The following is a 21,664-nucleotide window of genomic DNA, read 5'->3' on the forward strand; positions in this document are numbered from 1 at the left end:
AGCGGACTGCCGTGACGGAGACCCACAGCACCGGGGTACGGGGAGACAGCGGCCCGGAGGCCGCGAAGCTGGTGGCCAGCCGGGTGCTCGACGTGCCCGACTTCCCCAAGCCCGGTGTCATGTTCAAGGACCTGATGCCGCTGTTCGCCGACGGTGAGGCGTTCCGCCAGGTGGTCGACGAGATCGTCGCGTACCACGGGCGGGACTCGTTCGACGCCGTCGTCGGCATGGAGGCGCGCGGGTTCGTGGTCGCGGCAGCCGTCGCGTACGCGACCGGGGTCGGCGTGGTGCCGGTGCGCAAGGCCGGGAAGCTGCCCCGCCCGGCGTACTCGGCCTCCTACGACCTGGAGTACGGCCAGGCCACCCTGGAGGTGCACCAGGACGCGTTCACGGCCGGGCACCGGGTGCTGGTGGTCGACGACGTGCTGGCCACCGGCGGCACCGCCGAGGCGACGCTGGACCTGGTGGAGCGGGCCGGGGGCACCGTGGCCGGCTTCACCGTGCTGCTGGAACTCGGCTTCCTCGGCGCGCGGGAGCGGTTGTCGCCGCGCCCGGTGCATGCCCTGCTGACCGTTTGAGCACCCCGACCGTCGGGCGGACCCGGTGCGGTCCGTCCGGCGGAGCGGCGGCGCACCGTGCGTGCGGGTAGCATTGCCCTTTGCTGACCGGGCGGGGGCCCGTCCGGACGGCGCGAGACCAGGCCGACCGGCGCACGGTCGGTGTATTCCCGGCGAGCGGTGAGGAGGCCGGTGTCCCACGATGTCGCCCCTCCGGTGGAGGGCACGGTGCACCCGACAGGCGACGCGGACGGCTCGGTGACCGCACGGAACGGTGACGCGCCGACCCGGGGCGCGGGCTCCGGCAACGGCTCCGGCGTGACCGGTCCGGCCGACACCGCGCGGTCCGGCGCGACGGCCGGCCCGGCCGGTGGCGCGGGCGCGGCGACCGAGGGGGTCGTGCTCCCGTTCCCCGCCGACGGTGATCCCCTGCCCAGCGCCGGCTTCGCGCTCTCCACCGCGCCCACCGGCCGCCGCGTCCGGGCCAGGCTGGCGCGGTTCAACGCGCCGTGGCAGTCCTCGCAGGTCAGCGAGGTGCTCGAGCCGCTGATCTCGACCCATCGGGACGCCCACCCCAAGGCCGACGCGCGGCTGCTCCAGCGTGCCTTCGACACCGCGGCCCGCTGGCACTCGGGGCAGTACCGCAAGTCCGGCGACCCCTACATCACCCATCCGCTCGCGGTGGCCACCATCCTGGCCAACCTCGGGATGGACACCACCACCCTGGTCGCCGCGCTGCTGCACGACACCATCGAGGACACGGAATACACGCTCGACCAGATGCGCGCCGACTTCGGCGGCGAGGTCGCGCTGCTCGTCGACGGGGTCACCAAGCTCGACAAGGTCAAGCTGGGCGACGCGGCCAAGGCCGAGACGATCCGCAAGATGGTCGTCGCGATGGCCAAGGACCCGCGGGTGCTGGTGATCAAGCTGGCCGACCGGCTGCACAACATGCGTACCCTCACCTTCCTGCCCCGTCCGAAGCAGGAGCAGAAGGCGAAGGAGACGCTGGAGATCCTGGCCCCGCTGGCTCACCGGCTGGGTATGAACACCATCAAGTGGGAGCTGGAGGACCTCGCCTTCGGGACGCTCTTCCCGAAGCGGTTCGAGGAGATCAACCGGCTGATCGGGGAGCACCAGCCGCAGCGCGAGGCGCTGCTGCGTCAGGTGACCCAGAAGGTGCAGACCGACCTGAAGGCCGCCAAGATCAAGGCGGAGACCACCGGGCGGCCGAAGCACCTCTACTCGATCTACCAGAAGATGATCGTGCGGGGTCGCGACTTCAACGACATCTACGATCTGGTCGGGGTGCGGATCCTGGTCGACACGGTGCGGGACTGCTACGCGGCGCTGGGCGTGATCCACGCCAACTGGCAGCCGGTGCCGGGCCGGTTCAAGGACTACATCGCGATGCCCAAGTTCAACATGTACCAGTCGTTGCACACGACGGTCATCGGGCCCACCGGCAAGCCGGTGGAGATGCAGATCCGCACGTACGCGATGCACCGCACCGCCGAGTTCGGCATCGCCGCGCACTGGAAGTACAAGGAGCACAAGGGCACCCAGATCGTCGGCCCGCCGGCGCACATCGACGAGATGACCTGGCTGCGCCAGCTGCTGGACTGGCAGCGGGAGGCGGCCGACCCGAGCGAGTTCCTCGACGCGCTGCGCTTCGACCTGTCCAGCCAGGAGGTCTACGTCTTCACCCCGAAGGGTGACGTCATCCCGCTGCCGACCGGGTCGACGCCGGTGGACTTCGCGTACGCGGTGCACACCGAGGTCGGGCACAAGTGCATCGGGGCGCGGGTCAACGGCAAGCTGGTGCCGTTGGAGTCGACGCTGTCCAACGGCGACGTGATCGAGATCTTCACGTCGAAGTCCGAGACGGCCGGGCCGACGCAGGACTGGCTGGGCTTCGTCAAGAGCCCTCGGGCGCGCACGAAGATCCGTCAGTACTTCAACAAGGAGCGGCGCGAGGAGGCGATCGAGGCCGGCAAGGACGCGATCGTCAAGGCGATGCGCAAGCAGGGCATGCCGTTGCAGCGGATGCTCACCTCGGACGCGCTGATGTCGATCGCCCGGGACCTGCACCTGGCCGACGTCGCCTCGCTCTATGCCGCGGTCGGCGACAGCCAGGTCTCCGCCCAGTCGGTGGTGCAGAAGCTGATGGCCGCGTACGGCGGCGAGGAGGGCGCGGCGGAGGACATCGCCGAGACCGCCGTCGCCACCCGGCCGCCGCGCAGCCGGCAGAGCAGCGCGGACCCGGGCGTCGTGGTCCGCGGGGTCAGCGACGTGTGGATCAAGCTGGCGCGCTGCTGCACCCCCGTCCCGCCGGACTCGGTCTTCGGCTTCGTGACCCGCTCCGGCGGGGTGAGCGTGCACCGCGACGACTGCGCCAACGCCGAGGACCTGCGGGCGCAGAACGAGCGGGTGGTCGAGGTGAGCTGGAAGCTCACGTCCGCGTCGACGTTCCTGGTCGCCATCCAGGTCGAGGCGCTGGACCGGCACAAGCTCCTCGCCGACGTCACCCGGGTGCTCTCCGACGAGCGGGTCAACATCCTCTCCGCGACGGTCACCACCACCCGCGACCGGGTGGCGGTGAGCCGGTTCAGCTTCGAGATGGCCGACCCGAAGCACCTGGGCCACCTGCTGGCCGCGGTCCGCAAGGTCGACGGCGTCTTCGACGCCTACCGCGTCACCTCCGGCGCCTGACCCACCCACCCCAACCCCACCCCACCCCCACCCCCAACCCCACCCCACCCTGCCCCGCTACGCACCCGCGCCCCCTCGCCGCGGCGATCTTGCACTTTCGGCCCTCGATATGCGTAGGTCACCCCTTTTGTCGGGGCGCAAAGTGCAAGATCGCGAGGATGGGGGCGGGGGCGGGGCATGGGGGAGGGAGGGGGTGAGATAGCGAAGCGCCCGCCGGCGGGGCCGGCGGGCGCTCGTCGTACGGGTGGGCGGTCAGCCCTGGGGGGCGCTCATGGTGAGCTTCTTGATGGTGATCTCCTTCTTCGGGTGACCACCGCCGGCCTGCTGCGCGAACGCCTTGTCGTCGCCCGCCGCCGCGACCTGCTTGACGATGTCCATGCCACCGGTGATGGTGCCCAGGACGGTGTAGTTCGGGTCCAGCGGCGAGTCGCCGTAGACGATGAAGAACTGGCTGCCCGTGCTGGCCGGGCCGGCGTTGGCCATCGCGATCACGCCCTCCGGGTACGGCGGGCGCTTGTCGGTGGGCAGGTTCTCCTCGGCGAGCCGGTAGCTCGGGCCGCCGGTGCCGTCGGTCTCCCGCCAGCCCTTGCCGGTCGCGCTCGGGTCGCCGCACTGGAGCACCTTGATGCCCTCGGTCACCAGCCGGTGGCACTTGCTGTTGTCGAAGAAGTTCTTCTCCGCCAGGTGCGTGAAGCTGCCCGCGGTGCAGGGCACCGCCGCCCGGTCGACCTTGGCGGTGATCGGACCGAGGTTGGTGTCGATCGTCATCGTCTGGGTGCCGGTGTTCGACTGCTGCGCGGCCGGCAGCCCGACGTCCTTGATCTGCTTGGTCCGCTGGTCGGCGGGCAGCTCGGTCCACGCGCACTGCACGTTGTCGGCCGCCGGCCCGGCGGTGTCGGTCTTGTCGTCGTCGCCGCCCAGCGTGGTGGCGAGCCACACGGTGCCGGCGATGACGAGCACCAGGACCGACGCGGCTCCCACGATCGCCTGGGTCTGCCGGCGCTTGCGGGCCCTGGCCGCGCGCTCGGCCATCTCCTTCTCGAGCCGGGCGCGGGCCGCCGCGCGCTGCCGCTCTCTGGTGGACGTCACGCCTGGATCCTCCTGGGCTGTCTCGGCGCGGTCGGTGCCGCTGAGGTTGGTGGGACGGCCGGGTCAGCCGGCGCTGGGGCTGGCCGCCGGGACGCCGGACGGCGTCGCCGCCGGAGTCGACGCCCCCTGCGCCACGGGCTCACCGACGGTCAGGCTCTGGACGACCACGTCGTCGTCCTTGGGCTTGACCTTGGCCCCCGTCCCATTGTCCACGGTCGGCTTGGCACCGATCTTCTCCACCACGTCGATCCCGCCGGTGACCCGGCCGATGATCGGGTACTTCGGGTCGGCCGTGGTGAAGTCCTCGAAGAAGATCAGGAACTGGCTCGCGTTGGCGCCCGGCGGGTTGGCGATCATCGCGACCGTGCCCTTCGGGTACGTCGCGGGCTGGCCGGGCGCGGGGCTCGCCGACGGCGACGGCGCGGGGGTGGGGACGTTCTCGTCGTAGAACGAGTACGTCGGGCCGCCCAGGCCGGTGCCGCTCGGGTCGCCGCAGCGCACGGCGCCCTCGGCGGTGATCTCGTGGCACTTGGTGTTGTCGTAGAACGACCGGCTGGCCAGGTGGGCGATGCTCGCCGCGGCGCACGGGGCGGCGGCGAGGTCCAGCTCGACGGTGACCGGGGCACCCTGGTTGGTGGTGACCGTCATCGGGCGCACGCCGGACGTGGGCAGCCCCTGGGTCGCCGGGGTGCCGACGTCCTTGAGGTTGGTGTTCGCGGTGGCGTCCTGCGGGGTCCAGAGGCACACGTCTTCGGCGGCCGTGTTCTCCTTCGGGTCGTCGTCGAAGGCGCCCAGCCCCCACGCCGAGCCGACCACGATCAGCGCGAGGACGACGGTGACGCCGACACCGGCCTGGATCTGCCGGCGACGCTTGGCGGCGGCGGCCCGGCGGGCGAGCTGCCGGTCGAGCTTGGCACGCGCCAGTTTGCGCTGCCGGTCCCTGCTGGAAGCCACCCGTGCTCCCCTTCCTCTACCCTGGTCGTCACCGGTGGTCGGGCGTCCTGCGCCCGTTCGGCGGCAGGTGCGCCACGCCACACGCCCGCCAGAGTGTACGGCTACCGGCTGGGAAAGTGGTGTACGAGGTCCAGGGCTGCGTCTATCGGGACGCGTCACTGTGGCGAACGGGGCCTCCGGGGCGGATGCGGCGAACCCGGTCGCGCCGCCGGTTAGGCTGCTGGCAGGACCCGACAGCTCGACGGAAGGGGAGCGGACGTGCTCGTGGCCGGCTTTCCCGCGGACGCCTTCGGCACCAACTGCTACGTGGTCGCCGCCGCGCCGGGGGAGCAGTGCGTGGTGGTCGACCCCGGCATCGGGGTGCTCGACCGGCTCGACGCGCTGCTGGCCGAGCATCGGCTGCACCCGGCCGCGGTGCTGCTCACCCACGGCCACCTCGACCACACGTTCTCGGTCGCGCCGGTCTGCGGCGCCCGTGGGATCACCGCGTACGTGCACCCGGGCGACCGGGAGATGCTCGCCGACCCGGCCAAGGGGCTCTCCGCGGACCTCACCTCGCTCTTCGGCGGACGGCTGCCGTACACGGAGCCCGAGGACGTCGCGGAGCTGACCGACGGCGCCACGCTCGCCCTCGCCGGGCTGGAGATCACCGTCGACCACGCCCCGGGCCATACCGGCGGGTCGGTGCTCTTCCGGCTGCCGGCCGCGGGTTCGCCCTGGGAGGCGGAGCAGCTCTGCCTCTCCGGCGACGTCCTGTTCGCCGGCTCCATCGGCCGCACCGACCTGCCGGGCGGCAGCATGCCGACGATGATCAGCAGCCTGCGGGACAAGATCCTCCCACTGGCGGACGACACCGTCGTGCTGCCCGGCCACGGCCCCGCGACCACCATCGGCCGCGAGCGCGCGACCAACCCGTACCTCATCGAGGTGGCGGGTGGCGACGGCGCGCGACCGGCCGCCCCCGCCCGCGGCCTGTAGCCGGCCGCACCGAGCCTTCGCCCCCGCGGCCTGTAGCCGGCCGCACCGAGCCTTCGTCCCGCGGCCTGTAGCCGGCCGCACCAGCCTTCGCCCGCGCGGACCGCGCGGGTCTGCGAACGGAGCATCATGAGCAAGCCCACGCCCATCTCCGGCTTCCCGGAGTGGACGCCCGCCCAGCGGATGATCGAGCAGTACGTCCTCGACCGGATCCGGGACACCTTCGAGCTGTACGGCTTCGCGCCGCTGGAGACCCGCGCGGTGGAGCCGCTGGACCAGTTGCTGCGCAAGGGGGAGACCTCGAAGGAGGTCTACCTGATCCGGCGGTTGCAGGCCGACGCCGACGGCCCGACCGGGGACGACGCGCTCGGCCTGCACTTCGACCTGACCGTGCCGTTCGCCCGGTACGTGCTGGAGAACGCCGGCAAGCTGCAGTTCCCGTTCCGCCGCTACCAGATCCAGAAGGTGTGGCGGGGTGAGCGGCCGCAGGAGGGGCGCTACCGCGAGTTCCTCCAGGCGGACATCGACATCGTCGACCGGGACACTCTGGCCGCCCACCACGAGGCGGAGATGCCGCTGGTGATCGGCGACGCGCTGCGCTCGCTGCCGATCCCGCCGGTACGGATCCAGGTCAACAACCGCAAGATCTGCGAGGGCTTCTACCGGGGCATCGGCCTGACCGACCCGGAGGCGGCGCTGCGCGCGGTGGACAAGCTCGACAAGATCGGCCCGGCGAAGGTGGCCGAGCTGCTCGCCGAGACCGCCGGGGCGAGCGAGTCGCAGGCCAAGGCATGCCTGGCGCTGGCGGAGATCTCCGCCCCGGACGCCTCCTTCGCCGACGCCGTCCGTGCCCTCGGCGTCACCGACCCGCTGCTGGACGAGGGGATCGAGGAGCTGGTCCGGGTGGTGGAGACCGCCGCCGAGCACTCCCCGGGGCTGTGCGTGGCCGACCTGCGCATCGCGCGCGGCCTGGACTACTACACCGGCACCGTCTACGAGACGCAGCTCGTCGGCTACGAGCGGTTCGGCTCGATCTGCTCCGGCGGCCGCTACGACAACCTGGCCAGCTCCGGCGCCGCCCGGTTCCCGGGGGTGGGCATCTCGATCGGGGTGACCCGGCTGCTCGGGCTGCTCTTCGGCGCCGGCGCGCTGTCGGTGTCGCGGGACGTGCCGACCTGCGTCCTGGTCGCGGTGACCAGCGAGGAGCAGCGGCCGGCCAGCAACCGGGTGGCCGAGGCGCTGCGTCGGCGGGGCGTGCCGACGGAGGTGTCGCCGAGCGCGGCGAAGTTCGGCAAGCAGATCCGCTACGCCGAGCGGCGGGGCATTCCGTACGTCTGGTTCCCGGGGGCGGACGGGGCCGCCGACGAGGTGAAGGACATCCGTTCGGGTGAGCAGGTCGCGGCGGCGGCGGGGGAGTGGACGCCGCCCCGGGCGGACCTCAAGCCGCTGGTCAGCTGAGTCGCTACTGGCGCGTACGGACGATCGGACCTACGGTAGCGTAAGTTACGCCACCGTAGGGAGATCGTCGTGACCGTGCTCAGCCAGACCGCTCTGCTCCTCGAACTGGAGCCCGTCGTCGAGAAGAACCTCGACCGGCACCTGTCCATGGCGAAGGAATGGTTTCCGCACGAGTACGTCCCGTGGAGCGAGGGGCGCACCTTCGACGGGCCGCTCGGCGGCGAGGCGTGGGCGGAGACCGACTCGACCATCCCCGACGTGGCCCGCACCGCGCTCATCGTCAACCTGCTGACCGAGGACAACCTGCCCTCGTACCACCACGAGATCGCCACCCTCTTCGGCCGGGACGGCGCCTGGGGGACCTGGGTGCACCGGTGGACCGCCGAGGAGGGGCGGCACGGCACCGCCATCCGCGACTACCTGACCGTCACCCGGGCGGTCGACCCGGTGGCCCTGGAGCGGGCCCGGATGACGCACATGTCCGCCGGCTACCAGAACGCCCACGACGACGAGGTGCTGCACTCGCTGGCGTACGTCTCGTTCCAGGAACTGGCGACCCGGATCTCGCACCGCAACACCGGCCGGGTCACCGGCGACCCGGCCTGCGAGGCGCTGCTCGCCCGGGTCGCGGCCGACGAGAACCTGCACATGGTGTTCTACCGCAACCTGCTGGCGGCGGCCTTCGAGCTGGCGCCCGGCCAGGCGATGCGGGCGGTCGCCGACGTGGTGGCCGACTTCCAGATGCCGGGCAACGGCATCGAGGGCTTCGCCCGCAAGTCCGTGGCGATCGCCCTCGCCGGCATCTACGACCTGCGCCAGCACCGCGACGAGGTGGTCGTCCCGGTGCTGCGCCAGTGGGACGTCTTCAACGTGACCGGCCTGGACGCCGACGGCGAGGCCGCCCGCGACCAGATCGCCGCCCACCTCGACGACCTGGAGCGCGCCGCGTCCCGCTTCGAGGAGAAGCGCGCGGCCCGCGCCGCCCGCCTCGCCGCCCGCTGACCGTCCCGGCCGCCGGGTCCCCGGACGTGGCCGTCGCTGGCTCTCTCGACGACGACCACGCCCGAAGCGTCTCTCCCGCCCGCCCCGCCCCCCACTCCCGCGATCTTGCACTTTGTGCCCGGGCGAAAGCCGCAATTGCGGCGTATCGCGGGCCGAAAGTGCAAGATCGGCGGGTCGAGGGGGTGTGGGGGGTGGGGTCAGGCGGGTTGGTCCAGGGGGTAGAGGAGGCAGGTGGAGGTGGCGTGGGCGACGAGGCGGGACTGGGCGTCGAGCAGTCTCGCCTCGGCCAGCGCCGTGCGGCGGCCACGCTGTAGCACGGTGCCCTCGCAGCGCAGGGTGCCGCTCGCGACGGTGACGGGGCGCAGGAACTTCACGTTCAGGTCCAGCGAGGTGTAGCCGACCCCGGCCGGCAGCGTGGTGTGCACCGCGCAGGCCGCCGCCGTGTCGAGCAGGGTGGAGAGGACCCCGCCGTGCACGGTGCCGAGCGGGTTGTAGTGGAACTCCTGGGGGACCAGCTCGACGGCCACCCGGCCCTCGTCGGCCTCCATCCGGGACATGTCGACCAGATGCATGATCGGCGGCGCCGCGAGCTCCCCGGCGATCATCGCGCGGAGCAGCTCCAGGCCGCTGCGCCGGCCGAGGTGCGCGACGTTGATGCCCGGGTCGGACCAGGAGAAGGTACGGCTGCGTGCCGGGTCCTGCGTCTGTGTCATGGACTCAGCCTGGCAGTGCGTTGCTGAGTCTGTCAATCAGACCTAGCCTGGAGCGCATGAGACCCGCGGCGCTGGACTGGTCGATCGAGAACTGCACGATCGCCCGCGCGATGGAGGTCCTCGGCGAGCGGTGGACGCTGGTCGTCCTGCGCGAGGTCTTCAACGGCATCCGCCGCTTCGACGACATGCGCGTCCGCACCGGCATTCCCCGGCAGGTGCTCACCAACCGGCTGGCGATGCTGGTGGAGCGGGGCGTGCTGCGGCGCGAGCCCTACCGCGAGCCGGGCAGCCGGGTGCGTCACGAGTACCGGCTGACCGACATGGGACTCGACCTGTGGCCGGTGCTGGTCGCCGTCCTCGGCTGGGGCGACCGCTACCTGGCCGACCCGGCCGGCTCGCCGTTGACCGTCGCGCACCGCGACTGCGGCGCCGAGGTGCACGTCGAGCTGCGCTGCGAGCGCGGCCACGAGGTGGCCCGGCCCCGCGACGTGGTGCCGCGCCCGGGGCCTGGGGCGCGCCGCCGCGTGGGGTGAGCGCGCGGCGACGCGCGGACGGTGGTCGCCGCCCGCGCGTCAGCTCCGGCGCGCTACCAGCCGAATCCGGCGGCGTACGAGACGCTCGCGAGGACCTGCTGCCCGCTGGTGTTCGGGTGGAAGTAGTCCCAGCTGGAGAGCTGGTTGAGGGTGAACGGGTAGCCGAACACGGCGTTGTCGTCGAAGTCGCAGTTCGGGCCGTACGCCGCGCAGGCCTGGGCGAGCTGGGTGTTGTAGTCGACCACCCGCTGGCGTACCCGGTTGCGCCGGTCGACGTCCGCCTGGGCGGTGGAGGTCGGGTTGGCGAGCATCGACTGGCAGATGCCGAACAGGGACCAGGCGCTGCGGGCGCTGCCGCTGTCCTTGCCGACGGACCAGAGCCGGTGGATGTCCGGCACGCTGATCACCTGCACCCGGGCGTTGGGTAGCCCCGTCTTGAGGCGGTTGAGCGCGGCGTCGATGTTGGCCCGGTAGGTGGCCACCGAGGTCATCCCCGCCTCCGTGCCCGTGCAGGCGTCGTTGGCGCCGATCAGCATCGTGACGTAGTCGACGCCCTGGCTGACGGCGGTGCCGGCCTGGCCGTACATGTCGGCGGACTTGGCGCCGCTGCGGGCGTCGTTGTGGTTGCGACCGTTGATGGCCGCGTTGGTCGCGCGGATGCGCAGGTAGTGACTGTTCACCGTGGAGTAGTCGCCGGTGCTGAAGGACCGGGAGGTGCAGTCGCTGTACCAGCCGCACGCGTTGAAGCCGCGGGTGATCGAGTCGCCGAGGCTGGCCATCGAGTTCGGGGGCGGGCCGGGGTCGGCGGCGGCCGGAGTGCCGGCCAGCAGGACGAGGGTGGTGAGCGCGGCGAGGGGGACGAGCAGCCGTCGGATGGACTTCATGATGGCCTCCGGGTCGCGGGTGCCGAGGGTGATGGTGCGGTGAACAGAGCGTATAGACAGACGTCTGTGTCCACAATGTTTCGGAATGGTGACGGCCGCAGCCGGGGCGAAAAGGGCAAAGTCGGGTCTTGCCTACGATCTTAAATATGTGAATACTTCAGTCAGTTCGGCCGGTTTCCCCAGATCGGCCGGCATGGTCCCGGCCCCCTCACCCCGAAGGGGGCCAGTCGTCCCCTCCCTGGAGGTTGTTGCATGCGACCCACGAGGTCCTCGCTCCGTCGCGCCGCCACCCTCGCCGCGGCCGGAGCCCTGGTCGCCGGCTCGCTGATCGGCGCGCCCGCCCAGGCCGCACCCGCGTTCGCCTCTCCGGACGCCGCCGCCGGCCTGGCCGAGCGCCTCGGCGACCGGTCCGCCGGCACGTACGCCGACGCCAGCGGCAAGATGGTCGTCACCGTGACCGACGCGCTCGCCGCCCGGCAGGTCGCCGCCGCCGGCGCGACCCCGAAGATCGTCAAGCGCGGCGCCGGCGAGCTGGCCCGGGCCACCGCGGAGCTGGACCGCTCCGCGAAGATCCCCGGCACCGCCTGGTGGACCGACCCGGCCACCAACCAGGTCGTCGTCTCGGTCGACAGCACCGTGACCGGCGCCAAGCTGGAGCGCGTCAAGGCCGCCGCCGCGCGGATGGACGGCGCGATCCGGATCGAGGCCGAGGCCGGCGTGCTGAGCACCCGGATCTCCGGCGGCCAGGCCATCTACGCCGGTGGCGGCGGTCGCTGCTCGCTGGGCTTCAACGTCCGCAGCGGCAGCACCTACTACTTCCTGACCGCCGGGCACTGCACCAACATCGCCTCCAGCTGGTACAGCAACTCCGCCCAGACCAGCCTGCTGGGCACCCGCACCGGCACCAGCTTCCCGGGCAACGACTACGGCATCGTGCGGCACAGCAACTCCGCCAACGCGGCCGGCAACGTCTACCTCTACAACGGCAGCTACCGCGACATCACCGCCGCCGGCAACGCGTACGTCGGCCAGTCGGTGCAGCGCTCCGGCAGCACCACCGGCCTGCGCGGCGGCTCGGTGACCGCGCTCAACGCCACGGTGAACTACGCCGAGGGCTCGGTCTCCGGCCTGATCCGCACCAACGTCTGCGCCGAGCCGGGCGACAGCGGCGGCTCGCTGTTCAGCGGCTCCACCGCCCTGGGCCTGACCTCCGGCGGCAGCGGCAACTGCAGCTGGGGCGGCACGACCTACTTCCAGCCGGTCACCGAGGCGCTGAGCCGCTACGGCGTCAGCATCTTCTGACCGATCGCACACCAGCGGGCCGCCGGGTGATCCGGCGGCCCGCTCGCGTGTGCCCGGCCCGGTTCGCCGGACTGGACCGGGCCGGCCGGGGTACGTTCCGGTCGGTGAACGCCCCCGCGACCTCGCCCGCCGACGTGGCCTCCTCCGCCTGGGCCCCGCTGCGGCTCGCCGCGTTCCGCAGCCTCTGGCTGGCGGTGCTGGCCAGCAACGTGGGCACCTGGATGCAGACGGTCGGCGCCCAGTGGCTGCTCGTCGACGAGACCAACGCCTCCACGCTGGTGTCGCTCGTGCAGACCGCCAGCATGCTGCCCGTGCTGCTGCTCGCCCTGCCCGCCGGCGCGCTGGCCGACACCCTCGACCGTCGCCGCCTGCTGATCGGGGTGCAGTGCTTCCTGGCGGCCGTCGGCGTCCTGCTGACCGGCCTCACCGCCGCCGACCGGATGCCGCCGGCGCTGCTGCTCACCCTGACCTTCGCGCTCGGCGTCGGTCAGGCGCTGACCCTGCCGGCCTGGCAGGCGGTCATCCCCGAACTGGTGCCCCGGTCGCAGCTCGTCTCGGCCTCGGCGCTCGGGTCGATCAGCGTGAACCTGGCGCGCTCGGTCGGGCCGGCGGTGGCCGGTGTGCTGGTGGCCCGGGCCGGTGTCGCCACCGTCTTCGCCGTGAACGCGGTGTCGTTCGCCGTCTTCGCGCTGGCCCTGCTGCGCTGGCGGCCGGCACGGCCCGAGGGCGACGACATGCCGGAGCGGTTCGCGGCGGCGCTGCGTGCCGGCGGCCGGTACGTGCGGCACTCGCCGGTGGTCCGCCGGATCCTGCTGCGGGCGGCGCTGTTCGTGGTGCCCGGCAGTGCCCTGTGGGCGCTGCTGCCCCTGGTCGCCAGCCGCCGCCTGCACCTCGGCGCGGGCGGGTACGGCGTGCTGCTGGCCGCCCTCGGCGTCGGCGCGGTGGCCGGTGCCCTCGTGCTGCCCCGGATCCGGCAGTCGCTCACCACCAGCCGGTTGCTGCTGCTGGCCGGGCTGGTCTACGCCGCCGTCCTGGCGGTGCTCGCCCTGGCACCGGGGCCGGTGCCGGTCACCCTGGCCCTGGTGCCCGCCGGGATGGCCTGGATGACCGTGCTGTCCAGCGTCAACGCGGCGATGCAGCTCTTCCTGCCCGGCTGGGTACGCGCCCGCGGGCTCTCGGTCTACCAGATGGTCTTCGCCGGCGGGCAGGCGCTCGGGGCGGTCGCCTGGGGCGCGCTCGGCGAGGTGACCGACCTCGTGGTCGCGCTCGCCGTGGCCGCCGGGATGATGGCGGCCGGCGCGGCGACCGTGCCGCTCTGGCCGCTGCGCGACACCCGGGGCGTCGACCGCGACCCGGCGGTGTGGTGGCCGGAGCCGCACCTGACGCTGCCCGCCGATCCGCGTAGCGGGCCGGTGCTGGTGACCGTCTCCTACACGGTGCCGCCCGAGCGGCAGGCGGAGTTCGTCGAGGCGATGCGGCTGGTGGGGCGGTCGCGGCGGCGTACCGGGGCGATGCGCTGGGGGTTGTACCGCACGGGGGAGCGGGAGCACGGCTTCGTCGAGGTCTACCAGGTGCCGTCCTGGGAGGAGCACCTGCGCCAGCACGGCGGGCGGCTCACCGGCGCCGACCGCGGGGCGGAGGAACGCGCCCGGGCGCTCACCGTCGGGGAGATCGTGGTGAACCACCTGCTCCCCGCCGACCCGCGCGACTGACCGGTCGCGGGACCAGCCGGCCCGCCGCTTCCGTCAGCGGATGAGGCCGGCGTCGGCGAGGACGGCGACGCCCCCGCCGAAGTCGCACTCCACGGTCAGCGTCAGCAGGTCGCCCCCCTCCACGGAGAAGGACAGCGGCTGCGCCGGTCGGGACATCGTCGTCGTCCGGCCCGGCCGGGGCTGTCGGGTCAGGGTGTCGTCGGGCTCCCGGACGGTCACCACGGCGCTGATCCGCACGGCCGACTCCGGGTCCTCAGCCGGCGGGTACCAGGCCCGGAAACTGGCGGAGAAGTCCAGGTAGCGACGCTTGAGCGGGTAGCTGACCGACCGGCTCTGGTCCTCGCCGTCGTTGGTCGGGCAGGAGAGCACGACCGGATGCGGCAGGTCGGAGCGGCCGGCCAGCGCGCGCGGCAACGGTTGCAGGTACGGCCCGCCGGTCTCGGGCGTCAGCGTGTCGAGGTACGTCCGGCCGGCGGCACCGGTGGGGGCCGCGGAGGTGGTGGCGGCGGGTGGCGCGGCGGTGGCACCGGTCGTGGCCCGGCTGGGGGTGGGCGGTGGCGTGGCCGCCGGTCCCTGGCCCTGCCGGGGCCACTGCCAGGCGAGCACGGCGACGAGCAGGCTGGCCAGACCGATCGCGGCGCCGATCTTCTCGCCGGGGGTCAACCCCCGCCGGCGGCGGGCGGAATCCGTGCCGGTCACCGGCTCGGTCATGGGGGTCTCACCTGCACAAGATCGATGGGGGTGGTTCATTATCCCGGCTCGCCCGTGACGAGGTGATCCCGTTGGGTGACGGGTTGCCGACAGCGATCTTGACGACTCTCTGCGATAAATGCGCCCCGTGTCCGGCCGCTGGCCGTTCCGACGTGAGGAGCCACGACATGACCTCCGACCAGCAGGGCGCCCCGGTGCCACCGTCCTCCGGCCCGGGCGGTCCGGCAGCGCCGAAGTCGAGCGGCGGCAGCCGCTGGCCCCTGGTCGCGGCCGGCGCGGCCGCGCTGGCCCTCGTCCTGGGGCTGCTGGCCACGGCGCTGTCGCTACGGGCACTCGACCAGGCCAACGACGCCCGGGACATCGCCCGGGCGGCCGGCGCGGGGCGGCCCCTCGACCCGTCGCCGGGCTCGGGCCAGCCGACGGACGCGTCGACGGCGCCGGCCCCGGAACCCACCGGGGCCGAGCAGGCGCCCGAGCAGACGCCCGGGACTTCCCAACCCTCGCTCAACCAGCAGACCCGCTACACCGACAAGTACGTCGACCAGCGCCTCACGCTGCGGGCCGCCTGCGACAGCTCGGTGGACATCGACCTCGACAGGCCCGAGGTGCGGGTCAGCGACGGCGAGGAGATCCGGTTCACCGCCCGCTGCGGGGGCAACTCGTCGTACTTCAACCTCACCAGGAGCACGAACGGCACCCAGGTCGACAGCGCGTCGCTCGGCGCCGCCGACTGCAACGACCGGATCCTGAAGGGGGCCATCGGCCCGGACATCAACGTGCCCGCGCGCAAGGGCGTGGCGATCTGCGTCAGGACCTCGCTGCCGGACGCGCAGGAGCGCGGCGACACCTGGAAGATGGCACTGTTGCAGGTCACCGACGTCGGCGACGACGGCACGGTGGTGGTGACCGTGCGGGCCTGGAACATCCCGCTGTAGGGCGGGAACGCGTCCGCGTCGGCGGTGGCCGTCCCCGCCTTCCTCACCCCGCAACGGTGCTCCAGGGAAGGCTGACAGAATGCCAGGGGTAACGGTGTACCGCAGATGAGGAGACGCGAGTCGTGATCCGTACCCATGACGCCGGCAGCCTGCGCGCGACGGACGCCGGCACCACGGTGACGCTCGCCGGCTGGGTCGCCCGCCGGCGCGACCACGGCGGCGTGATCTTCGTGGACCTGCGCGACGGCTCCGGCGTGGTCCAGGTGGTGTTCCGCGAGGAGGACGCGCACGCGCTGCGCAACGAGTTCTGCGTCCGGGTCACCGGCGAGGTGACCCGCCGGCCCGAGGGCAACGAGAACCCGGAGCTGCCGACCGGCGAGATCGAGGTGACCGCCGCCGAGCTGGAGGTGCTCTCCGAGGCGGCGCCGCTGCCGCTGCCGGTGGACGACCAGGTGGAGGCCGGCGACGACATCCGGCTGCGTTACCGCTACCTCGACCTGCGCCGCAGCGGCCCGGCGAAGGCGATGCGGCTGCGCTCGCGCGCCAACCAGCTCGCCCGCTCGGTGCTGCACGAGCGGGACTTCCTGGAGATCGAGACCCCGACGCTGACCCGGTCCACCCCGGAGGGTGCCCGCGACTTCCTGGTGCCGGTGCGACTGCAGCCGGGCAGCTGGTACGCGCTGCCGCAGTCGCCGCAGCTGTTCAAGCAGCTGCTGATGGTCGGCGGCATGGAGCGGTACTACCAGATCGCCCGCTGCTACCGGGACGAGGACTTCCGCGCCGACCGGCAGCCGGAGTTCACCCAGCTCGACATCGAGATGTCGTTCGTCACCGAGGACGACGTGATCGACCTCGGCGAGGCGATCGTCTCGGCGCTCTGGAAGGACCTGGCCGGCCACGAGATCTCCCGGCCGATCCCGCGCATCACCTGGCACGACGCGATGGCCCGGTACGGCTCCGACAAGCCGGACCTGCGCTACGGCGTCGAGCTGACCGAGCTGACCGACTACCTGCGCGGCACCGAGTTCCGGGTCTTCGCCGGCGCGATCGACGCCGGCGGCTACGTCGGCGCGGTCGTCATGCCGGGCGGCGCGTCGCAGAGCCGCAAGGAACTGGACGGCTGGCAGGACTGGGCCAAGGCGCGTGGCGCGCGGGGCCTCGCGTACGTGGTGCTCGACGCGGAGACCGGCGAGGCGCGCGGGCCGGTGGCGAAGAACCTCTCCGCCGAGCACCTGGGCGGGCTGGCCGACGCGGTCGGCGCCAAGCCGGGCGACGCGGTGTTCTTCGCCGCCAGCGCCAACACCCGCGAGGCGCAGGAGCTGCTCGGCGCGGCCCGGATCGAGATCGCCAAGCGGGCCGGCCTGGTCGACGAGAGCGCCTGGGCGTTCTGCTGGGTGGTCGACGCGCCGATGTTCGAGCGCACCGACGAGGGCGGCTGGACGGCCGTGCACCACCCGTTCACCTCGCCGAACGCGGAGTGGGTCGACCGGTTCGAGGAGGCGCCGGACCGGGCGCTGGCCTACGCGTACGACATCGTCTGCAACGGCAACGAGATCGGCGGCGGCTCGATCCGTATCCACCGGGGCGACGTGCAGCAGCGCGTCTTCGACCTGCTCGGCATCACCCCCGAGGAGGCGCAGGACAAGTTCGGCTTCCTGCTGGAGGCGTTCAAGTACGGCGCCCCGCCGCACGGCGGCATCGCCTTCGGCTGGGACCGGGTCTGCATGCTGCTCGCCGGCGCGGACTCGATCCGCGAGGTGATCGCCTTCCCGAAGACCCGGGGCGGCTTCGACCCGCTGACCGGCGCGCCGACGCCGATCACCGCGCAGCAGCGCACCGAGGCCGGCATCGACGCCAAGCCGAAGCCCCCGGCGGCGGCGCACACCGGCACGGCCGGCCCGGCCGCCCCGGTCGCCGACCCGACCTGATCGTGGACACCTGACGATCGCGGGTTCGCGTCGTCCCGTGACGGGCGCGAACCCGCGGTCGCCGGCTGAAGGGGGGCGGCGTGACGCTGCTCGTGGTGGGGGCCAGCGGGTACCTCGGCGGTGAGGTCTGCCGGCAGGCGGTCGCGGCGGGGGAGCGGGTGGTCGGGACGTACCACTCGGGCGGGATCGAGGTGCCCGGCGTCGAGGCGCGCCGCCTGGACGTGACGGACCGGTCCGCCGTGCGCGAGCTGGTCGCCCGGGTCCGCCCCGACGCCGTGGTCAGCACCCCCTACCGGTACGCCGAGTGGACGGTGACCGCCGACGGGGCGGCGCACGTCGCGTACGCGGTCGCCGAGGTGGGAGCGCGGCTGGTGCACCTGTCCAGCGACGCGCTGCACGCCGGCCGCCCCGAGCCGTACGCCGACGACGAGCCGCCCAGCCCGGTCTTCCCGTACGGGGCGGCGAAGGCGGCGGCCGAGACCGCCGTGCGGGCGATCGACCCGGGTGCGGCGTTGGTGCGTACCTCCCTGATCGTCGGCGACGAGCGGAGCAAGCAGATCCGGCTCTGCCTCGACGCCCTCGCGGGGCGGGCCGCCCTGTTCACCGACGAGGTCCGCTGCCCGGTCGACGTGGCCGACCTGGCCGCCGCCGTGCTCGACCTGGTCGACAGCCGGTACGCGGGCCCGCTCAACGTGGCCGGCCCGGACGCGGTCAGCCGGGCGGAGATGGGCCTGCTGGTGGCGGCGCGGTTCGGCCTCGACCCGGCCGGGCTGAAGACCACCACCAGCGCCTCCTCGGGCCTCGTCCGCCCCGCCGAGGTGCGCCTCGACTCGTCCCGCGCCGCCGCCCTGCTGCCGACCCGGCTGCGCGGCATCCGCGAAATCCTCGCCCCCTGAGCCCTCGGGCCCGCCCTGTCGGATGATGCACACTTTCTATGCACAAGTCTTGTGCATAGAAAGTGTGCACAGATATCGTGCAGCCATGGGAGACGACGGGAAGTCGGCGCCGCGCAGCGTGCGCCTCGACCACCGGCAGGTGCGCGTGCTGGCGCACCCGCTGCGACTGCGCCTGCTCGGGGCGCTGCGGGTGAACGGGCCGGCGACGGCGACCACCCTCGCCGAGCTGCTGAACACGAACACCGGTGCCACCAGCTACCACCTGCGCCAGCTCGCCGAGGTCGGGCTCGTTGTCGAGGACCCGGACCGGGGGACGGGCCGGCAGCGTTGGTGGCGGGCCGCGCACGACGTCACCAACTGGGAGACCAGCGACTTCGACGACGACCCGGACGCCCGCGCCGCGATCGAGTGGATCCAGGGCGACCAGGTGCGCCTCCTGGCCGAGCACGCCGAGCAGTGGTTCGCCACCCAGCACGAGTGGTCGCCGGCCTGGCGGGACGCCCTCGGCATGGGCGACGTCTTCATGACCATCCCGCCCGACCGGCTCAAGGCGCTCGAGGCCGACCTGTGGCAGGTCCTCGAACGCTACCGGCACGAAGCCGACGCCGAGCCGGCCGCGCCCGACGCCGAGTCGGTGCAGATCTTTCTCGCCGCGTACCCGCTGCTCCGGGAGATGCGATGACCGCGCTGTCCGTACGCCAGGTCCGGTTCCGCTACCTCACCCTCTACGGCCTGCGCTGGCTGCCCGGCGGCCTGCTCATCCCCGTCATGATCCTGCTGATGCAGGAGCGCGGCCTGTCGCTGTCCCAGATCGGCCTGGTGGCCACCGCCCAGGGGCTGGTGGTGCTGGCGCTGGAGCTGCCGACCGGTGGCCTCGCCGACGCCCTCGGCCGCAAGCCGGTGCTCGTCGCCGCCTGGGCGACCTGCCTGGTCTCGCTGGCCGTCTTCGCGGTGGCCGACTCGTTCTGGCTCTTCTTCGTCTCGTGGGCGTTGCAGGGCGTCTACCGGGCGCTGGACAGCGGCCCCCTGGAGTCCTGGTACGTCGATGCCACCCTGGCCGCCGACCCGGACGCCGAGTACGAGCGCGGCCTCGGCCTCGCCGGCACCGTCATCGGCCTCGCCATCGGCGCCGGCGCGCTGCTCAGCGGCGGGCTGGTCGCGCTCGGCCCGGTCGGGCCGGTCAGCGCGCTGACCCTGCCGGTGCTCGTCGCCATCGTGCTGCAGGCGATCGCCCTGGTCGCCATGCTGGTGCTGATGGTCGAGACCCGGCCGGCCCGCGGCGCCCGGGCGCTGCGCGCCTCGGTCGTCGAGGCACCGCGGATGGTCGGGCAGGCGTTCGGGTTGCTGCGCCGCTCCCGGGTGCTGCTCGCCCTGGTCGCGGTCGAGCTGTTCTGGGGCTTCGGCATGGTCACCTTCGAGTCACTGCTGCCCATCCGGCTCGCCGAGGTCGTCGGCGACGCCGACCGGGCCGCCGCGCTGCTCGGCCCGGCCAGCTCTGTGGCCTGGCTGGCGAACGCGGCCGGTGCCGCGCTGACCCCGCTGCTGCTGCGCTGGCTGGGCGCCGCACCCGCCGCCGGGCTGCTGAGGATCCTCCAGGGCGTGACGGTGGTCGGCATGGGTCTGTTCGCCGGCCCGGTTGGCGTGCTCGTCGCCTACCTCGCCTGCTATGCCGTTCACGGCGCGTCGAACCCGCTGCACATGGGGCTGCTGCATCGTCAGGTCGACGGCCCGTACCGGACCAGCGTGCTCTCGCTGAACTCGATGATGGCCCAGCCGGCGGGGGCGCTCGGCGGGGTGGTGCTCATGATGCTGGCCGAGGCCACCAGCATCAGCACCGCCATGCTCGTCGGCGCCGTGGTGCTGGCCGTCGCCGCCCCGCTCTACCTGCCCGCCTGGCGCGCCGGCCGCCGCACCCCGGCCGGCCCCGACCCCGTGCCCGCGTCGGAGGCCGTTCCCGCGTCCGGCCCGCTCCCGGCTCCGGAGGCCGTTGCCGCCCCCGGCCCGGTCCCCGCTCCGGGTGCCGGATTCGCGTCGGGGACGGGTCCCACCGCGCGTGTGAGCGGGTGGTCGGAGGTGGACGCAGCGCCCGCTCCGGCGCAGGGCGGCTGAGCGACCGGCGCGCCGGCGGGCCCGGGAGAGGGGCCCGCCGGCGCGCTCAGGCCAGGTGCACCGAGCTGCGGGCCAGGGTGGCGGTGAAGCCGAGCCGCCGGTAGAGGCGGATCGCGCCGACGTTGACGGTGTAGACGCCGAGCGCCACGGTGTCGTGGCGGGCGAACAGCGCCCGGGTCATCCCGGCGGTCAGCGCCGCGCCCAGCCCCCGGCCGCGCCGGTCGGGGGCGACGGTCAGGCCGGCGAGGAAGCCGACGTCGCCCCGGCTGCGGTCCGCCCCGCAGGCGACGATCCGGTCGCCGTCGCGGATGCCGTACCAGGCGACGACCCGGGGGTCGTCCGGGCGCGAGGTGGTGGTCGGGAACGACTCGTCGATCAGCGCCGTCAGCGCCGGGCGGTCGGCCTCGGTGAGCCGGACCACCCGCTCCTCCTCGGCTTGGCGCGGGGGCGCGGCGACGGTCCAGAGGAAGTCCCACTCGTCGTGCCGGGCCACGGCCAGCCGGCCGGCCAGCGCCGCCGGGTCGAGCCGCGGCAGGTGCAGCCACTGGCCGGGCCGGAGCACGCCCCGCGCGACGAGGTCGGCGAAGACGTCGACCGCCGGCCCGGGCGCGCCGATCGCGCCGCCGGCCGGGCCGTGCTCCGCCGGGAGCAGCCAACCCACCGCGTCGTCGCGCCGCCAGCCGCGCGGCTGCTCGCCGAGCCAGAGCGAGTGCCGGGCGTACGGGTGGTGGTCGGCAGCCGCCAGGATGGCGTCCCGCCCCTCCAGGACCTGGTCGGCGACGATCATGTCGCCAGCCTAGAACGCCCGCCGTGCTCCCGTCGGCGGACCCGCTCCCGTCGGCGGAACCCGGACGGCACCCAGAACCGGGGTGGTCCACCGTGGAGATTGGCGAGCGGACCGATTGGGTACATCCCGCGCAGACCTACTGGGAACCCCCACCGGAGGAACGACATGCTCGCCATTCTCGCGGCGATCGTTTTCGGCTTCGCCCTGCTGCTCGACCTCTTCGACACCAACCTCGGTGCGCCGGACCTGCTGAACCCGTCCACCCTGCTGATGCTGGGCCTGCTGCTGCTCTCCCTCTACCTTGCCGGGGTTGGCAGCGCCCCGCGCGGCGGGGGCGGCGGCCGGTGGTACCGGGGTCGGCGCCCGGGCCGGGGCTGACCGTAATCGATCACCAGTGGTCCCGCCGG

The 21,664-nt window shown here is 73.3% G+C and carries 20 protein-coding genes; 14 read left to right on the forward strand and 6 right to left on the reverse strand.

Going from position 1 to position 21,664, the window contains the following annotated elements; genetic code table 11:
* The first annotated feature begins 11 nt into the window (after nt 1-11).
* Complete coding sequence (locus tag ACGFZ2_RS22255; RefSeq protein WP_393456403.1) at nt 12-578, forward strand: adenine phosphoribosyltransferase; 567 nt, start codon at nt 12-14, stop codon at nt 576-578.
* A gap of 171 nt (nt 579-749) precedes the next feature.
* On the forward strand, nt 750-3,269 hold the full coding sequence (locus ACGFZ2_RS22260; RefSeq protein ID WP_393456406.1) for a RelA/SpoT family protein: 2,520 nt from the start codon (nt 750-752) through the stop codon (nt 3,267-3,269).
* Between the two features lie 252 nt (nt 3,270-3,521).
* On the opposite strand, the gene ACGFZ2_RS22265 is transcribed toward ACGFZ2_RS22260, so the two are convergent.
* Nucleotides 3,522-4,358, reverse strand: coding sequence for a peptidylprolyl isomerase (locus tag ACGFZ2_RS22265; RefSeq protein WP_393456409.1), 837 nt, complete (start codon nt 4,356-4,358; stop codon nt 3,522-3,524).
* Between the two features lie 63 nt (nt 4,359-4,421).
* Nucleotides 4,422-5,312 (reverse strand): peptidylprolyl isomerase, encoded by an 891-nt coding sequence (locus ACGFZ2_RS22270; RefSeq protein WP_393456412.1) that lies wholly within the window; start codon nt 5,310-5,312, stop codon nt 4,422-4,424.
* Between the two features lie 258 nt (nt 5,313-5,570).
* Here ACGFZ2_RS22270 and ACGFZ2_RS22275 point away from each other — a divergent pair, with 258 nt between their 5' ends.
* The 3 genes from ACGFZ2_RS22275 (at nt 5,571) to ACGFZ2_RS22285 (ending at nt 8,747) form a co-directional block, all read left to right on the forward strand.
* A complete protein-coding gene (locus tag ACGFZ2_RS22275; protein WP_350709027.1) occupies nt 5,571-6,290 on the forward strand; it encodes an MBL fold metallo-hydrolase in 720 nt (239 codons plus the stop codon).
* 126 nt (nt 6,291-6,416) lie between these two features.
* A complete protein-coding gene (gene hisS, locus ACGFZ2_RS22280; RefSeq protein ID WP_393271076.1) occupies nt 6,417-7,745 on the forward strand; it encodes a histidine--tRNA ligase in 1,329 nt (442 codons plus the stop codon).
* A 69-nt stretch (nt 7,746-7,814) separates the two neighbouring features.
* On the forward strand, nt 7,815-8,747 hold the full coding sequence (locus ACGFZ2_RS22285) for an acyl-ACP desaturase (RefSeq protein WP_393271078.1): 933 nt from the start codon (nt 7,815-7,817) through the stop codon (nt 8,745-8,747).
* A gap of 197 nt (nt 8,748-8,944) precedes the next feature.
* On the opposite strand, the gene ACGFZ2_RS22290 is transcribed toward ACGFZ2_RS22285, so the two are convergent.
* Entirely contained in the window at nt 8,945-9,460 is a 516-nt protein-coding gene (locus tag ACGFZ2_RS22290) for a PaaI family thioesterase (protein ID WP_393456415.1), read from the reverse strand.
* Between the two features lie 56 nt (nt 9,461-9,516).
* Between ACGFZ2_RS22290 and ACGFZ2_RS22295 the strand changes: the two genes are divergently transcribed.
* Nucleotides 9,517-9,993 (forward strand): winged helix-turn-helix transcriptional regulator, encoded by a 477-nt coding sequence (locus ACGFZ2_RS22295; protein ID WP_393456418.1) that lies wholly within the window; start codon nt 9,517-9,519, stop codon nt 9,991-9,993.
* 53 nt (nt 9,994-10,046) lie between these two features.
* Here ACGFZ2_RS22295 and ACGFZ2_RS22300 read toward each other — a convergent pair whose 3' ends face one another.
* Nucleotides 10,047-10,877 carry a GDSL-type esterase/lipase family protein gene (locus tag ACGFZ2_RS22300; protein WP_393456421.1) on the reverse strand — a complete coding sequence of 277 codons (831 nt, stop codon included), beginning with the start codon at nt 10,875-10,877 and terminating at the stop codon, nt 10,047-10,049.
* 252 nt (nt 10,878-11,129) lie between these two features.
* Here ACGFZ2_RS22300 and ACGFZ2_RS22305 point away from each other — a divergent pair, with 252 nt between their 5' ends.
* On the forward strand, nt 11,130-12,179 hold the full coding sequence (locus ACGFZ2_RS22305) for a S1 family peptidase (protein ID WP_393456424.1): 1,050 nt from the start codon (nt 11,130-11,132) through the stop codon (nt 12,177-12,179).
* A 104-nt stretch (nt 12,180-12,283) separates the two neighbouring features.
* Entirely contained in the window at nt 12,284-13,891 is a 1,608-nt protein-coding gene (locus ACGFZ2_RS22310; protein ID WP_393456427.1) for an MFS transporter, read from the forward strand.
* 33 nt (nt 13,892-13,924) lie between these two features.
* Here the strand turns inward: ACGFZ2_RS22310 and ACGFZ2_RS22315 are convergent, their stop codons facing one another.
* Entirely contained in the window at nt 13,925-14,602 is a 678-nt protein-coding gene (locus ACGFZ2_RS22315; RefSeq protein WP_393456430.1) for a hypothetical protein, read from the reverse strand.
* 167 nt (nt 14,603-14,769) lie between these two features.
* On the opposite strand from ACGFZ2_RS22315, the gene ACGFZ2_RS22320 reads away from it, so the two are divergent.
* From ACGFZ2_RS22320 to ACGFZ2_RS22340, 5 genes are all read left to right on the forward strand, one after another.
* Complete coding sequence (locus tag ACGFZ2_RS22320; RefSeq protein WP_393456433.1) at nt 14,770-15,537, forward strand: hypothetical protein; 768 nt, start codon at nt 14,770-14,772, stop codon at nt 15,535-15,537.
* A 122-nt stretch (nt 15,538-15,659) separates the two neighbouring features.
* Entirely contained in the window at nt 15,660-17,465 is a 1,806-nt protein-coding gene (gene aspS, locus ACGFZ2_RS22325; RefSeq protein ID WP_393456436.1) for an aspartate--tRNA ligase, read from the forward strand.
* Between the two features lie 80 nt (nt 17,466-17,545).
* A complete protein-coding gene (locus ACGFZ2_RS22330) occupies nt 17,546-18,361 on the forward strand; it encodes an SDR family oxidoreductase (RefSeq protein ID WP_393456439.1) in 816 nt (271 codons plus the stop codon).
* Between the two features lie 85 nt (nt 18,362-18,446).
* Entirely contained in the window at nt 18,447-19,043 is a 597-nt protein-coding gene (locus tag ACGFZ2_RS22335) for a helix-turn-helix domain-containing protein (RefSeq protein WP_393456442.1), read from the forward strand.
* On the forward strand, nt 19,040-20,470 hold the full coding sequence (locus tag ACGFZ2_RS22340) for an MFS transporter (protein WP_393456445.1): 1,431 nt from the start codon (nt 19,040-19,042) through the stop codon (nt 20,468-20,470). Before ACGFZ2_RS22335 ends, ACGFZ2_RS22340 begins: the two co-directional genes overlap by 4 nt.
* A 46-nt stretch (nt 20,471-20,516) precedes the next feature.
* Here ACGFZ2_RS22340 and ACGFZ2_RS22345 read toward each other — a convergent pair whose 3' ends face one another.
* Complete coding sequence (locus ACGFZ2_RS22345; RefSeq protein WP_393456448.1) at nt 20,517-21,257, reverse strand: GNAT family N-acetyltransferase; 741 nt, start codon at nt 21,255-21,257, stop codon at nt 20,517-20,519.
* Between the two features lie 165 nt (nt 21,258-21,422).
* Here ACGFZ2_RS22345 and ACGFZ2_RS22350 point away from each other — a divergent pair, with 165 nt between their 5' ends.
* A complete protein-coding gene (locus ACGFZ2_RS22350) occupies nt 21,423-21,635 on the forward strand; it encodes a hypothetical protein (protein WP_350708997.1) in 213 nt (70 codons plus the stop codon).
* Nucleotides 21,636-21,664: the final 29 nt, after the last annotated feature.

It is taken from the genome of Micromonospora sp. NPDC048063 (assembly GCF_043202855.1).
Classification (GTDB): Bacteria; Actinomycetota; Actinomycetes; order Mycobacteriales; family Micromonosporaceae; genus Micromonospora.

Bases quoted from the DNA above. Each gene is read 5' to 3' on its own strand.
- ACGFZ2_RS22345 (WP_393456448.1), bottom strand. From the start codon at position 21,257: ATGATCGTCGCCGACCAGGTCCTGGAGGGGCGGGACGCCATCCTGGCG.
- ACGFZ2_RS22290 (WP_393456415.1), bottom strand. From the start codon at position 9,460: ATGACACAGACGCAGGACCCGGCACGCAGCCGTACCTTCTCCTGGTCC.
- ACGFZ2_RS22340 (WP_393456445.1), top strand. From the start codon at position 19,040: ATGACCGCGCTGTCCGTACGCCAGGTCCGGTTCCGCTACCTCACCCTC.
- hisS (WP_393271076.1), top strand. From the start codon at position 6,417: ATGAGCAAGCCCACGCCCATCTCCGGCTTCCCGGAGTGGACGCCCGCC.
- ACGFZ2_RS22350 (WP_350708997.1), top strand. From the start codon at position 21,423: ATGCTCGCCATTCTCGCGGCGATCGTTTTCGGCTTCGCCCTGCTGCTC.
- ACGFZ2_RS22320 (WP_393456433.1), top strand. From the start codon at position 14,770: ATGACCTCCGACCAGCAGGGCGCCCCGGTGCCACCGTCCTCCGGCCCG.
- ACGFZ2_RS22335 (WP_393456442.1), top strand. From the start codon at position 18,447: ATGGGAGACGACGGGAAGTCGGCGCCGCGCAGCGTGCGCCTCGACCAC.
- ACGFZ2_RS22305 (WP_393456424.1), top strand. From the start codon at position 11,130: ATGCGACCCACGAGGTCCTCGCTCCGTCGCGCCGCCACCCTCGCCGCG.
- ACGFZ2_RS22295 (WP_393456418.1), top strand. From the start codon at position 9,517: ATGAGACCCGCGGCGCTGGACTGGTCGATCGAGAACTGCACGATCGCC.
- ACGFZ2_RS22300 (WP_393456421.1), bottom strand. From the start codon at position 10,877: ATGAAGTCCATCCGACGGCTGCTCGTCCCCCTCGCCGCGCTCACCACC.
- ACGFZ2_RS22315 (WP_393456430.1), bottom strand. From the start codon at position 14,602: ATGACCGAGCCGGTGACCGGCACGGATTCCGCCCGCCGCCGGCGGGGG.